This window comes from Ruegeria sp. HKCCA5929, assembly GCF_013034525.1.
Classification (GTDB): Bacteria; Pseudomonadota; Alphaproteobacteria; order Rhodobacterales; family Rhodobacteraceae; genus Ruegeria.
In genome coordinates this window covers 165,605-177,941 of sequence record NZ_WQGE01000005.1, presented here as the reverse complement: position 1 = coordinate 177,941, position 12,337 = coordinate 165,605, and the positions used below count along the sequence as shown (strand labels likewise).

Here is a 12,337-nt window from a genome sequence, read left to right as displayed (position 1 = left end):
CCGGAGACGAAACATGGCGAATGCAAAAGGCAAAGTCACACAGATCATCGGGGCCGTCGTCGACGTGCAGTTCGATGACGCGCTGCCTGAAATTCTGAACGCGCTGGAAACCACCAACAACGGCAAGCGCCTGGTGTTGGAAGTTGCTCAGCACCTGGGTGAAAACACCGTACGTACCATCGCGATGGACGCGACCGAAGGTCTGGTCCGCGGCGAGGAAGTAACCGACACCGGCGCGCCGATCTCGGTTCCGGTTGGTAACGCGACTCTGGGCCGTATCCTGAACGTTGTCGGCGAGCCGATCGACGAGAAGGGCCCGGTTGAAGCATCTGAGGCCCGCGCGATCCACCAACCTGCACCGACCTTCGACGAACAGTCGACTGAATCGGAAGTTCTGGTTACCGGCATCAAGGTTGTTGACTTGCTGGCCCCATACGCCAAAGGCGGTAAGATCGGCCTGTTCGGCGGCGCCGGCGTTGGTAAAACCGTTCTGATCATGGAACTGATCAACAACATCGCAAAAGTGCACTCGGGCTTCTCGGTGTTCGCGGGTGTTGGTGAACGGACCCGTGAAGGGAACGACCTGTATCACGAGATGATCGAATCGAACGTTATCAAGCCGGACAACCTGTCGGAAAGCCAAGTGGCCCTGGTATACGGTCAGATGAACGAACCTCCGGGTGCGCGTGCACGTGTTGCTCTGACCGGTCTGACCCTGGCCGAGCAGTTCCGTGACCAGTCCGGTACCGACGTTTTGTTCTTCGTCGACAACATTTTCCGCTTCACACAGGCGGGTTCCGAGGTTTCGGCTCTGCTGGGTCGTATTCCTTCGGCGGTGGGCTACCAGCCGACATTGGCGACCGACATGGGCGCGCTGCAGGAACGCATCACCTCGACCAAATCGGGCTCGATCACCTCGGTGCAGGCGATCTACGTGCCTGCGGACGACCTTACCGACCCTGCGCCAGCAACCTCGTTCGCTCACTTGGACGCGACCACCGTTCTGAACCGTGCGATCTCGGAAAAGGGTATTTACCCTGCGGTTGACCCGCTCGACTCGACCTCGCGTCTTCTCGACCCGGCCATCGTTGGTGAAGAGCACTACGCGGTTGCGACCGACGTTCAGCAGATCCTCCAGCGCTACAAGTCGCTGCAGGACATCATCGCCATCCTCGGCATGGACGAACTGTCGGAAGAAGACAAACTGACCGTGGCCCGTGCCCGTAAGATCGAACGCTTCCTGTCGCAGCCTTTCGACGTGGCCGAAGTCTTCACCGGTTCGCCCGGCGTTCAGGTTCCTCTGGATGTCACCATCGCGTCGTTCAAAGCGGTTGTTGCTGGCGAATACGATCACCTGCCCGAAGCGGCCTTCCTGATGGTTGGCGGTATCGAAGAAGTGATCGCCAAAGCCGAGAAGATGGCCGCAGAAGCCGCCTAAGGAGTATCCCTGATGGCAAACACGATGCAATTCGACCTCGTCAGCCCCGAGCGGAGCCTTGCTTCGCTCAGCGCGACGGCGGTCCAGATTCCCGGCGCGGACGGGGACATGACGGCGATGCCCGATCATGCCCCTACCATCACCACGCTGCGCCCCGGTCTGCTGAAGGTTGAGGCACCCGAAGGGTCCAGCGAATACCTGGTCACCGGCGGGTTTGCCCAGATCAACGGCGACAGCCTTTCGGTTCTGGCCGAAAAGGCCATTCCGGTGTCAGAAGTGACCCGCGCGCATCTGGACGAGCTGATCGAAGACGCCCGCGCCTCGCATGAGGCGGCCAAGGGTGGCGATGATCAGACCATCGTCGACGATGCCGCCAAGCTTCTGGCGGATATGGAAGCGCTTGGGACGCATATGAGCCTGTAATCAGCTCTATAGTCAAAGATTTGAACGGCCTCGCATTTGCGGGGCCGTTTTTTTGTCGTGCTTTTGCCGAATTGCAGGGATAACTTGCGGGAATTCAAGAATAATGATGACAAAATGAAAAAGTTCCTAACCCATCCAATTGGCATTGATCAGGGCGAAGATGTACTGTTTTCGGAATTTGCCGAAGGCGGTGAGATGTGGACGGGCCAGGGCCCTCGTGAGCGTCGCACGCCCATTCAGTTCAAAGAACCGTTTCGGACCCCGCCAATTGTTCAGATCGGAATTTCGCTTTGGGATGTCGACACGTCGTCAGCGCTGCGTGCTGAAGTGCAGGCTGAAAACATTACCACCGAAGGGTTCGAAGCAGTGTTTCGCACATGGTCCGACACGCGTATTGCCCGCATCCGGGCAAGTTGGACCGCGATAGGAGAGGTCGCGCACCCGGATGACTGGAATATCTCCTGATCCGGGTTCAGACCATCGCGCTTTTTGGAAGCGCAGTCATCAGTTGTCCTGTGCTTCGATCATATCCACACGTGTGGCGTGGCGGCCGCCTTCGAATTCGGCCCCCAAAAACGCATCCACGATGTCCAGCGCCTGACCTTCGCCCACAACGCGCGCGCCGATGGACAGCATGTTGGCGTTGTTGTGCTGGCGGATCATCCGGGCCGAAAAGGCGTCTGAACAAACGCCGCAGCGAATGCCCAGCACTTTGTTTGCCGCCATCATGATACCCTGACCGGTACCGCATAGGATGATGCCCAAACCGCAATCACCGGACGCAACAGCCTGGGCTGCGGCTTTCCCATGCTTAGGGTAGTGGGTGCTTTCAGGTGTTGTCGGGCCGATATCGACCACCTCCCAGCCTTGCTGGGCGATGTGTTTCGCCACGGCCTGACGCAGATCGATCGCGGCGTGATCACTGGACAGAACAATGCGTTTGTTTGCGGACATCGGAGGTCACTTTCCTCTTTCGCGGATCCAAGCTCATGCCAGCGAAAGCAAGGCAGAGCAGATCGGTGTTTCAAAAAGCAAAAGGGCGGCTTGTTTGGCCGCCCGTTGGAACTCAATCCATCTGGTACATGGACTCGTAGATCGGGGTCAGCGTTTTGTCTTCAAACAGCGAAGACACGCTGGTGCCGTTCCAGATGTTCAGGATCGCCTGGGTGAAGATCGGCGCGGTTGGTACGATGCGAATGTTCTTGGCTTTGGCAACTTCTTTGGTCGGTTGAATCGTGTCCGTCAGAACCAGCGATTTCATCACTGAATTGGTGACGCGTTCAACCGCAGGGCCGCTCATGACGCCATGCGTGATGTAGGAGTGAACCTCTTTCGCGCCGTTATCCAACAGCACCTGCGCCGCTTTGCACAGCGTTCCGGCGGTGTCGCACATGTCGTCCACGATCAGGCAGATCTTGTCCTTCACGTCGCCGATCACGGTCATCTCGGCCACTTCGCCTGCTTTTTCGCGGCGCTTGTCGACAATAGACAGCGGTGCACTGATCCGCTTGGCCAGCTCACGAGCACGGGCTACGCCGCCCACGTCTGGCGAAACAACCATGATCTCGTCCAAGTTGTCCTTGAACTGATGTTTCACATCCAGCGCGAAGATTGGCGAGGCATAGAGGTTGTCCACCGGGATATCGAAAAAGCCCTGAATCTGCGCGGCGTGCAGGTCCATGGTCAGAACACGTTCAATACCGGCACCGGTCAGCATGTTCGCCACCAGTTTGGCGCTGATTGGTGTGCGGGCCTTGGTGCGGCGGTCCTGGCGGGCATAGCCGAAATAGGGAATTACAGCGGTGATCCGCTGCGCTGACGAACGGCGCAACGCATCGGCAATGATCAGCAGTTCCATCAGGTTGTCATTCGCCGGGTTCGATGTCGGCTGGACGATGAACATGTCCTCGCCCCGGACGTTTTCGAACACTTCGACAAAGATCTCGCCGTCATTGAACCGCTCGACCCGCGCATCGACCAGACCCTGGTCGACGCCGCGATACAGGCTCATGCGGCGGGCAATGGATTCTGCAAGCGGAAGATTGGCGTTCCCAGCGATAAGCTTGGGTTCGTGGAGTGTCGGCATCGGCTGAGGTCCCCGGGCAGCTTTGGCAATGTGACAGATTCGTGATGTTGACACCGCTTAGCACGGGTCTAACGTCCCGCAAAGGCAACGCAGCGGAGAAAGTGAACATGACCCAGATTGACTACTATTTTGCGACAATTTCGCCCTACACCTATCTGGCCGGAAACCGGCTGGAAGAGATCGCGGCGAAACATGGTGCGACTATCAACTACAAACCACTGGACATCATGGCCTTATTTTCGCGCACAGGGGGCACCCCGCCGAAAGACCGCCACACCTCGCGCATTGAATACCGTGCACAGGACTTGCTGCGTCAAGCCAAACGTCTCGGGGTGGAATTTAATCTGAAACCGGCGCATTGGCCAACCAATATGGCCCCGTCTTCATATGCGGTTATCGCTGCGACCAAGGACGGTTCAGGGGATGTGGGCAAGTTGTGCCAATTGATCCTGCGCGCTTGCTGGGCCGAAGAGAAAGACGTGGCCCAGGATGACGTGATCCGCGATTGCCTGGCAAATGCAGGATTTGATCCGGAATTGGCAAATAGCGGGTTGCTTGTTGGGGCGGAAACCTACGCTGCCAATCTGGAAGAGGCCGTGGAACAAGGAGCCTTTGGTGCACCATTCTACATCACGCCGGACGGGCAACGGTTCTGGGGACAGGATAGTCTGGATGATCTGGACCAGCATCTGGCTGAGACGAAGGGATGACAGCTTCGGCTGTCTCACCGCAATCCGTCTTCGTCAGGCGGTTGGGAGAGGGCGCGCGCAAATTGCTCGCCCTCCATTGTACCATTGCGCATTCCGGGGCGTGGTCGGGATTGGCCAAGGCGTTGGACGGTAAAGTCTCTTTGGTCGCGCCAGATATGTTGTCTCATGGGCGCAGTCCAGATTGGGACGGGCAGGGGAACTTCTTTGATCACGTCACCAATAACGCTGCGGCTGAACTGACGGGGCAGATGGACGTCGTTGGCCATTCTTTTGGGGCGATTATTGCACTGAGACTGGCCTTGGAGCATCCCGAACGCGTCCGAAGCCTGACATTGATCGAACCCGTCTTTTTTGCCATAGCATACCGGGACGCGCCGGATTTGTTCGATCAGCATGAGAAAGATATTGAGCCGATAAACAGCGCCTTTAATGAGGGCGAAAACGCTCTGGCCGCACGTTTGTTCAACCGGATGTGGAGCACTGGCATCAGCCCGAAATGGCCCGATTTACCCGAACGGACGCGCGCTAACATGGTGCGTGGGATACATGCCGTTCCAGCCGTGCACTCGGTGCTTTATGATGATCAGGCCGGTTTGCTCAAAGCCGAGACGCTGGAACGTGCCGCCATGCCGACCCTGATCCTGAGCGGATCAGAAACCCATCCCGTAATCCCCGCCATCTGCGCGGGTTTGGAGCATCGCCTGCCGCAAGCGCACCATGCGGTGGTTCCGGGCGCAGGGCACATGCTGCCCATTTCGCACCCTCATGAAACAGCGGCGCTGCTTCAAGCGTTCTGGCAATCCAGTCCTACAGAAGATTGAGAAACTGATCGATCTGGGATGTTCCAATAGACCAGTCGCAGACCAACCGGCACACCAGGCTTTCACCGTCATCCTCACCCTCCAGCTCATCCCCCCAAAGGTGATAGATCGCACCGGCGTTATGCAGTTGCTTGTGCTTGGCGCGCGAGAAAGAGGCAAAGACCATGTTGGCTTGCGGTTCATGCAGGAATTCAGCGCCCTTGGCGCGCAACCCGTCGGCAAGACGGGCGCAGTTGGCGTTGGCCTGACGCGCCAGTTTCAACCACAGATCATCTTCAAGGTAGGCGGCCATCTGCGCTGACAGATAACGGTGTTTCGAGAACAGATGCGCCCCGCGCTTGCGTCGCAGTTCAAATTCCCAAGCCTTGCTTTCATCGAAAAACACAACCGCTTCGACCCCCATCAGGCCATTTTTTGTGCCGCCAAAGCTGACAGCATCCACGCCCGATTTCCAGGTCATCTCAGCCGGGGAGCAATTCAACGCGACCAGCGCATTGGTAAAACGCGCACCGTCCAGATGCACCGGAAGGCCGTATTCCTTTGCCACCCCGCACAGTGCCTGCAGTTCCTCCAACGAATAGACTGATCCGCGCTCAGTGACCTGAGTGATCGACACAGGCCCGCGTTGCGGTCCATGCACACCGCGTGTTTCTTCACCCAGGATCGATCCGCGTAATGCTTCGGGTGTCATCTTGTCACCGCCAGGCACAAGGGTCAGCTTGGCACCGCTGTAAAATTCAGGCGCGTTGCACTCATCCTCGTGGATATGGGCAACCGGAGAGCAGAAGACCGACTCCCACGGGTTCGACAGCGTCGCAAGAGCCAGAGAGTTCGCCGCGGTCCCGGTGGCCACAAGATACACAGCAGCGCCCGGTGCTTCGAAAATGCTGCGAATGCGGTCGCGCACCTCGTTCATCAGCGCGTCAGCACCATAGGCCATCTGATAGCCCTGATTGGCCTCGGCCAGTTTTGCCATGACCTGAGGGTGTACCGGGCCGGAATTGTCAGAGGCGAAATACATCAGGATGGCTCCTCAATAATATAGTCTTCCCACTCTTCCATGGGGGTTTCGAACTCGGACACTGTACGTCCCTGAACCGACATGCCTGCCGCGTGCACGCTGTCGGGCGTACCAGATATCAAAGGATGCCAGTCGTAAAGGGGCTTGCCTTCCCACAACAGGCGATAGGCGCAGGTTTGCGGCAGCCAATAGGCATGTTCGTCTATGTTGTCGGGGGTCATCACAATACATTCAGGCACAAACTGGTGCCGGATATCGTATTGCGTGCAGCGGCAGCTTTCATCGTCCAGCAGCCGGCAGGCGACACATGTCAGTGCAACCTCGCCAGTGTCTTCGTCTTCCAGCTTGTTCAGGCAGCACTTGCCGCAGCCATCACACAACGCTTCCCATTCGCGCTGATTCATCTTTCGCAGGGGTTTGCGTTCCCAGAACCGGGCGGGCAGGCCGGTGCGTTCGATCGGATCCCTGCTCATAAGGCGGCCAGAATGCCACGGGCTTTTTCGCAATCTGCATCCATCTGGGCAATCAGCCCGTCCAGCCCACCAAAGGTAAGTTCAGGGCGCAGGAAATCGATCAGGCCGACAGACAAGGTCGCGCCATAAAGATCGCCCGAAAAGTCGAAAAGGAAGGTTTCGATATTGGGCACTTCACCCTGAAACATTGGTCGAACCCCAATCGAGGCCGCACCGTGGTAACTGCCCTGATGCGGGCCATCCAGTACGTCGACCAGAACGGCGTAGACACCAAATTTCGGCAGGTGAAGACCTTCAATGGACATGTTTGCAGTGGGAAACCCCAGCTCGCGTCCACGCTGTTCGCCGCCGACAACTTCGCCTTCGATCCTGTGCCAATGGCCCAGCATTGCGGCTGCATCACGCGGGCGACCTTCGCTTAACGCGGTCCGAATTGCAGTTGACGAGACCACGTTCTCGGACCGCTCCATCAGTGGGGCGATTGTCACGCCAAACCCCATCTCTTTCCCAAATCGGACCAGGTCATCGGCTGAACCGCTGCGGCCTTTGCCAAAGCAGAAATCAGCTCCCACCACCACATGCGACAGGCCCAGCCCGTCACAAATCACGGTGCGCGCGAACTCTTCCGGTGAAAGCCCGGCCAGCGCTGCATTGAAGGGCAGCTCGTAGAGCTTTTCTACACCCAGTTTTTCCAGACGGTGCGCTCGTGCATTACCGCGCATCAGGCGGAACGGAGGCGAATCCGGCGCAAAGTATTCGCGCGGATGCGGTTCAAAGGTCATGACACCCAGCGGCGCGTCAGGAGCTGCTTGGCGGGCCATTTCGATGACCGACTGATGCCCCACATGAACGCCGTCAAAGTTCCCGATCGCTACGCTGGCGCCGCGATCTTCTGGCTCGACAAACTGGAAATCCCGGATGATGTGCATAAGCGATTGCGTAGCGTTGCGTCGCGATGAGTTCAAGCGGCAGTTTGAATTCTGCAAACGCCTCGGTCTGAATTCCCCCGAACCCGACAAAACGCCGAACAACCGCGCCAAAGCGTCCACCACATGGCATTATGCGCAAAGCCAACTGCTTGATTCAAAAAAATACCTGCGTGTAGACTGAACATCCGGATCTCAGGATGCGCTGCGACCCGGTTCAGGCCCGGCCAGGTTCAATGGAACCCAGCACAGGAGGCAGACCATGTATCGATTGCGACTGTTCGCGATTCGCAATGCCCGCACATTCGAGTGGATTTATAAGTGCGTCGAACGCGGCATGGTCGCGATGGATCCGCTTTTTGCAAAGATCGGCTACAACCGCGTCGAACGCCCCATAGCGCTGGTCGAAAAGGGCGTCAAAACCCTGTTGTTCGACTGCAAGATGTGCGGTCAATGCGTGTTGTCATCGACCGGCATGTCCTGCCCGATGAACTGCCCAAAGCAGTTGCGAAATGGTCCGTGTGGTGGCGTGCGTCCAGGCGAGTTCTGCGAAGTGAAGCCTAACATGAAATGCGTGTGGGCCTTGGCTTGGGACGGAGCCAGCCGCATGCGGCACGGGGGCGAAAAGATAAAGGAAGTTCTGCCGCCAGTGGAACACACTTTGAAGGGATCCTCATCGTGGTTGCGGGTCAGCCGCGAGATTGCCGCACAGGAACGCGAGGCCCGCGATGCCGCGCGTGTAACCCTTGCCGAAGCCTTCCCGGAGGCACGTGAAAACGAACCTTCCTCAGCGCCGCTGGCCACCGAGCCGCCCAATGCAATGAACCGGGAACTGAAGAAATGAACGATCCACATCGCAGCGATGTAGAGCCAATCGGCTATGTTCCTGTTCCTGACGGGTATGTATCGCACAGTCGGTTGGAAAGGGTCTTGCGCTCGGGTCGGTTTGCGGTGACGGCCGAGTTGAACCCACCCGACAGCGCTGACCCCGAGGATGTTTTTCAGGCCGCGCAACCGCTTGGAGAGGTGGCAGACGCAATAAACGCAACCGATGCTTCGGGCGCGAATTGCCATATGTCTTCGATTGGAATTTGCGCATTGCTGACGCGCGCTGGCTATTCTCCGGTGTATCAGATTTCCTGCCGGGACCGGAATCGCATTGCCATTCAGGGCGATGTGCTTGGGGCTGCAGCGCTGGGCGTGAGCAATGTTCTGTGTCTGACCGGTGACGGCGTTGGCGTGGGGGATCAACCGGGGGCAAAACCGGTATTCGACTTTGATTCCCTGACCTTGCTGCGAACAATCCGAACCATGCGCGATCAGGGAAAATTCCTCTCGGGCCGCAAGATCACACGTCCCCCTCAGCTGTTCTTAGGTGCGGCAGAGAACCCTTGCATTCCGCCTTATGACTGGCGTCCTGATCGTCTGGCGAAGAAGGTTGAGGCAGGGGCCGAATATATTCAGACCAACTATATCTACGACATTCCGCTTTTTGAGAAATTCATGGATCGGGTGCGGGATGTCGGTCTGGACAAGAAAGTCTTCATAATCGCTGGCGTGGGGCCGATTGCTTCGGCGCGCGCGGCGCGTTGGATGCGCAGCAATGTGCCTGGAATTCACATCCCGGACCAGGTTATTGAGCGGATGGAGAAGGCCGAAAAACCTGCTGAAGAAGGCAAAAAAATCTGTATCGAGCTGATCCAGCAGATCCGTGAGATCGCTGGCGTCTCGGGCGTTCATGTGATGGCCTACAGACGCGAACACGTGGTGTCAGAAATCATTCTGGAATCCGGTGCTTTGAAAGGGCGCAGGCGCGCGCGCCCTTCTTCAGGACTTCGTGCAGAAAGCTAGATTTGGTAAGTTCCAAAACGAAAAGGCACCCGTCAGTGGGTGCCTTTCTTTGGTCTGAGTTGGCACGCAGATCAGTCGAACTTGCGCGACGGTGCCAGGACCATGGCCTCTCCGATCAGAACCTTCTTGCCTTCGACCGAGCAATGGCAATCCAGCTTGACCCGGCGCTTGGAAAAATCGATGTCGACAACCTTTACTTCGGCGTAAACCATGTCGCCGGGGCGCACAGGTGCCAGAAACTTAAGCGACTGACCCATGTAGACAGTACCATGGCCGGGCAGTTGTTCGCCAATCACCGCCGAGATCAGACCCGCTGTCAGCATCCCGTGGGCGATACGGCCCTCAAAGATTGTGTCGCGGGCATAATCGTCATCCAGATGCACCGGATTACGGTCAGTTGAAACCTGCGCGAACATCTCGATGTCTTCGTCCGTCACCACTTTGCGCAGGTAGCGGGACATGCCCATTTCGATGTCTTCAATACAGATCGTTCCGCGTGGAAGATTGTCCAACATGTTGCCCTCACTCGAAATCGGCCGTGAAAGAAAAAACCATCTTTAGGCCAAGGTTGGCAACTTTATTACTTCGCAACTGCAGAAAATCAAGTCTTTTCTGATTACCGCAAGCGACCGATCGTAAAGGTCGGGTTGATCTTTTCCCTTTTGATATAATCGGTTAGCGATTCATGATGCGGGTGGTGCGACGTTTTTGTCTCGGCTGCGGCCAGACCGCCTGAAATAAACAGGGAATCAATGCCCTCTCCCATGCCGCCCAGAATGTCTGTATGGGGTCCGTCGCCGATCACCAGAATGTCACCATCTGGAACATCATGCCCCAGCTCCTGCAACCTGCGGCGGGCCAGATCATAAATCGGCGGATGCGGTTTGCCGAAATACAGGCTTTCACCACCCATTTCGGTATAGAGCTTTGCCAACGCCCCCGCGCACCATTCCCGGACCTCTCCTCGGTCGACAACAATGTCGGGATTAGCGCAAAGCAGTTTCATTCCCATCTGCTTGGCATAGAGGAAGTCGGGTCGGTTCACATCCGGGTCTGCCATTGGATCGAACGGGCCACAGCAAACGATGCCTTCGGCCTCTTTAAGCGGCACACGTTCGATATGAACGGGGTGATGCAAAAGCTTCAAAGGTTCGAAAAAGCCCGCATCCCGCTGCCATTCACCCATGAAGTAAACCTTGTGTCCGACAGCGCCCCGGAACATCGCTGAGCGCGCGGAATCTCCGCTGGTCGCAATGGTGTCATAGGCATCGGCGGGCACATTGAACTGACCCAACTGTTCAGCCACGCCAGCCCGAGGCTTCGGTGAGTTTGTCACAAGTACAACAACCCCGCCTTTTGCACGATAGGTCTGCAATGCCGCAACGGCTTCGGGGAAGGCGGTGATGCCGTTGTGCACACAGCCCCAAAGGTCGACAAACAGCGCCTTATAGCGGTCAGAGATCTCGGCAAGCGAGGAAACGATCTGGGTCATTGGGGCCTCTGTAAGTAAATTCGCGGTTGCGACAGCTATGGCAAAGCTGAGACCCAAACACCATCCCGCATTCCCTTTTGCGCCGAGGATTTGGTGAATCTACTAGTCGTCTTCAGTAACGTCCGTAACATCCGGGGCCTGCTGGACGTTTTCAGTTCCCAAAATGATCTGTGCTCCAATTCGGGTCTGGTACCGAATAACGGCCAGATATCCGGGCCCGAGTTCCTCCTGCAATACATCAACAAGGGGGGGATCACGCAGGTTTTCAGGCAGCATCCCCGCAACGGAAGAAACTTTGAACTGTGCTTCGACAGGCAGGTCGACGATCAGCCAGACTTCGACCCGTTTGCGCTGGGCGTTGACATCTACCCGAATGATTTCAACTGAAACAGGATCGGCCCATTCTCTGATGGCTTCGGCCAGTTGCGCCTCGGTGCGCGTTTCAAGATATCGATTGTATGTGGACTTCCCGAGTTGCAGCACCACGACGACCAGGAATGCCAGCGCAACAAACACGCTTGCTGTAAAATTCAGTTTTCGCTTGCCCTTGCTGAAAACCACGGACCGTGCTGCGTAGACCAGATAAACGGCACAGGCCGAAAGAATAATTGCGCCAAGATTTGTTGCGAACAACAAGCCCGCCTCGTAGGCCTCGGCAGGCTCGCCAAAATACAACAAAATACCTGCTGCTGAGAGAGGCGGCACCAGAGAAACGCCAATGGCTGCGCCGGGCAAAAGGCTCAGCTCGGATTTGTTGATTTGAACATAGGCCCCGGCAACGCCAGCGGCGAGCGCGACGATCAGGTCTTCGGTTCCGGGGTCTGTACGTGCAAGAACCTGATCGGGGATCAAAATACCGCGTGGGACGTCTGCGACATAGACCATAAACCATGCCATCAGCACACAGGCACATGCCGCCAAGCATACCGTTAGGGCCAGAGCAACTGCGCGCTTTAGCCAGCCCATGACCATCGCGGCAGCCACCCCCAGGATTGGCGTCATAAGGGGCGCGACAAGCATGGCCGCAATGACAACAGCCCCGGAATTGCGCAGCAATCCCATGGTGGCAATCACAACAGACAGGGTCAGCAGCATC

General features: G+C 57.2%; 15 protein-coding genes. 7 read left to right on the top strand and 8 right to left on the bottom strand.

Annotation, left to right across the window (positions count from 1 at the left end):
• Window positions 1–13 precede the first annotated feature (13 nt).
• The 3 genes from atpD (at window position 14) to GOV90_RS13760 (ending at window position 2,326) form a co-directional block, all read left to right on the top strand.
• Window positions 14–1,438: a F0F1 ATP synthase subunit beta gene (gene atpD, locus GOV90_RS13770; RefSeq protein ID WP_171091734.1), complete on the top strand. Its 1,425-nt coding sequence runs from the start codon at window positions 14–16 to the stop codon at window positions 1,436–1,438.
• 12 nt (window positions 1,439–1,450) lie between these two features.
• Entirely contained in the window at window positions 1,451–1,861 is a 411-nt protein-coding gene (locus GOV90_RS13765; RefSeq protein ID WP_171091733.1) for a F0F1 ATP synthase subunit epsilon, read from the top strand.
• A 114-nt stretch (window positions 1,862–1,975) separates the two neighbouring features.
• Window positions 1,976–2,326, top strand: coding sequence for an H-type lectin domain-containing protein (locus GOV90_RS13760; RefSeq protein ID WP_171091731.1), 351 nt, complete (start codon window positions 1,976–1,978; stop codon window positions 2,324–2,326).
• Between the two features lie 39 nt (window positions 2,327–2,365).
• Here GOV90_RS13760 and rpiB read toward each other — a convergent pair whose 3' ends face one another.
• On the bottom strand, window positions 2,366–2,815 hold the full coding sequence (rpiB, locus tag GOV90_RS13755; RefSeq protein WP_171091730.1) for a ribose 5-phosphate isomerase B: 450 nt from the start codon (window positions 2,813–2,815) through the stop codon (window positions 2,366–2,368).
• 112 nt (window positions 2,816–2,927) lie between these two features.
• Window positions 2,928–3,947: a ribose-phosphate pyrophosphokinase gene (locus tag GOV90_RS13750; protein ID WP_171091728.1), complete on the bottom strand. Its 1,020-nt coding sequence runs from the start codon at window positions 3,945–3,947 to the stop codon at window positions 2,928–2,930.
• A 107-nt stretch (window positions 3,948–4,054) separates the two neighbouring features.
• Between GOV90_RS13750 and GOV90_RS13745 the strand changes: the two genes are divergently transcribed.
• Together GOV90_RS13745 and GOV90_RS13740 are read left to right on the top strand one after the other, a co-directional pair.
• Window positions 4,055–4,657: a 2-hydroxychromene-2-carboxylate isomerase gene (locus GOV90_RS13745; protein ID WP_171091726.1), complete on the top strand. Its 603-nt coding sequence runs from the start codon at window positions 4,055–4,057 to the stop codon at window positions 4,655–4,657.
• Window positions 4,654–5,478, top strand: a complete 825-nt coding sequence (locus GOV90_RS13740; protein WP_171091724.1) for an alpha/beta fold hydrolase — start codon at window positions 4,654–4,656, stop codon at window positions 5,476–5,478. Before GOV90_RS13745 ends, GOV90_RS13740 begins: the two co-directional genes overlap by 4 nt.
• Here the strand turns inward: GOV90_RS13740 and GOV90_RS13735 are convergent.
• The 3 genes from GOV90_RS13735 to GOV90_RS13725 are packed head-to-tail and all read right to left on the bottom strand — an operon-like array spanning window position 5,465 to window position 7,901.
• Window positions 5,465–6,499: a low specificity L-threonine aldolase gene (locus tag GOV90_RS13735; protein WP_171091722.1), complete on the bottom strand. Its 1,035-nt coding sequence runs from the start codon at window positions 6,497–6,499 to the stop codon at window positions 5,465–5,467. The two genes, GOV90_RS13740 and GOV90_RS13735, sit on opposite strands and share 14 nt — an antisense overlap.
• On the bottom strand, window positions 6,499–6,972 hold the full coding sequence (locus tag GOV90_RS13730; protein WP_171091720.1) for a YcgN family cysteine cluster protein: 474 nt from the start codon (window positions 6,970–6,972) through the stop codon (window positions 6,499–6,501). Before GOV90_RS13730 ends, GOV90_RS13735 begins: the two co-directional genes overlap by 1 nt.
• Window positions 6,969–7,901: a bifunctional riboflavin kinase/FAD synthetase gene (locus tag GOV90_RS13725; RefSeq protein ID WP_171091718.1), complete on the bottom strand. Its 933-nt coding sequence runs from the start codon at window positions 7,899–7,901 to the stop codon at window positions 6,969–6,971. Before GOV90_RS13725 ends, GOV90_RS13730 begins: the two co-directional genes overlap by 4 nt.
• 259 nt (window positions 7,902–8,160) lie before the next feature.
• Between GOV90_RS13725 and GOV90_RS13720 the strand changes: the two genes are divergently transcribed.
• A complete protein-coding gene (locus GOV90_RS13720; RefSeq protein WP_171091715.1) occupies window positions 8,161–8,742 on the top strand; it encodes a methylenetetrahydrofolate reductase C-terminal domain-containing protein in 582 nt (193 codons plus the stop codon).
• The gene (locus GOV90_RS13715; protein ID WP_171091713.1) at window positions 8,739–9,749 is read left to right on the top strand and encodes a methylenetetrahydrofolate reductase; all 1,011 of its coding nucleotides are present in this window, start codon (window positions 8,739–8,741) and stop codon (window positions 9,747–9,749) included. The genes GOV90_RS13720 and GOV90_RS13715 overlap by 4 nt, the downstream gene beginning before the upstream one ends.
• A 71-nt stretch (window positions 9,750–9,820) precedes the next feature.
• Here GOV90_RS13715 and GOV90_RS13710 read toward each other — a convergent pair whose 3' ends face one another.
• From GOV90_RS13710 to GOV90_RS13700, 3 genes are all read right to left on the bottom strand, one after another.
• Window positions 9,821–10,264 (bottom strand): MaoC family dehydratase, encoded by a 444-nt coding sequence (locus tag GOV90_RS13710; RefSeq protein ID WP_171091711.1) that lies wholly within the window; start codon window positions 10,262–10,264, stop codon window positions 9,821–9,823.
• Between the two features lie 101 nt (window positions 10,265–10,365).
• The gene (locus GOV90_RS13705; RefSeq protein ID WP_171091709.1) at window positions 10,366–11,241 is read right to left on the bottom strand and encodes a TIGR01459 family HAD-type hydrolase; all 876 of its coding nucleotides are present in this window, start codon (window positions 11,239–11,241) and stop codon (window positions 10,366–10,368) included.
• A gap of 102 nt (window positions 11,242–11,343) precedes the next feature.
• The gene (locus GOV90_RS13700) at window positions 11,344–12,336 is read right to left on the bottom strand and encodes a DUF389 domain-containing protein (RefSeq protein ID WP_171091707.1); all 993 of its coding nucleotides are present in this window, start codon (window positions 12,334–12,336) and stop codon (window positions 11,344–11,346) included.
• Between the last annotated feature and the right edge of the window lies 1 nt (window position 12,337).

What these genes read in the sequence shown, in the direction of transcription:
- GOV90_RS13750 (WP_171091728.1), bottom strand. Translation starts at nt 3,947, where the DNA reads ATGCCGACACTCCACGAACCCAAGCTTATCGCTGGGAACGCCAATCTT.
- GOV90_RS13740 (WP_171091724.1), top strand. Translation starts at nt 4,654, where the DNA reads ATGACAGCTTCGGCTGTCTCACCGCAATCCGTCTTCGTCAGGCGGTTG.
- GOV90_RS13700 (WP_171091707.1), bottom strand. Translation starts at nt 12,336, where the DNA reads ATGCTGCTGACCCTGTCTGTTGTGATTGCCACCATGGGATTGCTGCGC.
- GOV90_RS13760 (WP_171091731.1), top strand. Translation starts at nt 1,976, where the DNA reads ATGAAAAAGTTCCTAACCCATCCAATTGGCATTGATCAGGGCGAAGAT.
- GOV90_RS13710 (WP_171091711.1), bottom strand. Translation starts at nt 10,264, where the DNA reads ATGTTGGACAATCTTCCACGCGGAACGATCTGTATTGAAGACATCGAA.
- GOV90_RS13745 (WP_171091726.1), top strand. Translation starts at nt 4,055, where the DNA reads ATGACCCAGATTGACTACTATTTTGCGACAATTTCGCCCTACACCTAT.
- GOV90_RS13730 (WP_171091720.1), bottom strand. Translation starts at nt 6,972, where the DNA reads ATGAGCAGGGATCCGATCGAACGCACCGGCCTGCCCGCCCGGTTCTGG.
- GOV90_RS13735 (WP_171091722.1), bottom strand. Translation starts at nt 6,499, where the DNA reads ATGTATTTCGCCTCTGACAATTCCGGCCCGGTACACCCTCAGGTCATG.
- GOV90_RS13715 (WP_171091713.1), top strand. Translation starts at nt 8,739, where the DNA reads ATGAACGATCCACATCGCAGCGATGTAGAGCCAATCGGCTATGTTCCT.
- GOV90_RS13725 (WP_171091718.1), bottom strand. Translation starts at nt 7,901, where the DNA reads ATGCACATCATCCGGGATTTCCAGTTTGTCGAGCCAGAAGATCGCGGC.
- rpiB (WP_171091730.1), bottom strand. Translation starts at nt 2,815, where the DNA reads ATGTCCGCAAACAAACGCATTGTTCTGTCCAGTGATCACGCCGCGATC.
- GOV90_RS13720 (WP_171091715.1), top strand. Translation starts at nt 8,161, where the DNA reads ATGTATCGATTGCGACTGTTCGCGATTCGCAATGCCCGCACATTCGAG.
- GOV90_RS13705 (WP_171091709.1), bottom strand. Translation starts at nt 11,241, where the DNA reads ATGACCCAGATCGTTTCCTCGCTTGCCGAGATCTCTGACCGCTATAAG.
- atpD (WP_171091734.1), top strand. Translation starts at nt 14, where the DNA reads ATGGCGAATGCAAAAGGCAAAGTCACACAGATCATCGGGGCCGTCGTC.
- GOV90_RS13765 (WP_171091733.1), top strand. Translation starts at nt 1,451, where the DNA reads ATGGCAAACACGATGCAATTCGACCTCGTCAGCCCCGAGCGGAGCCTT.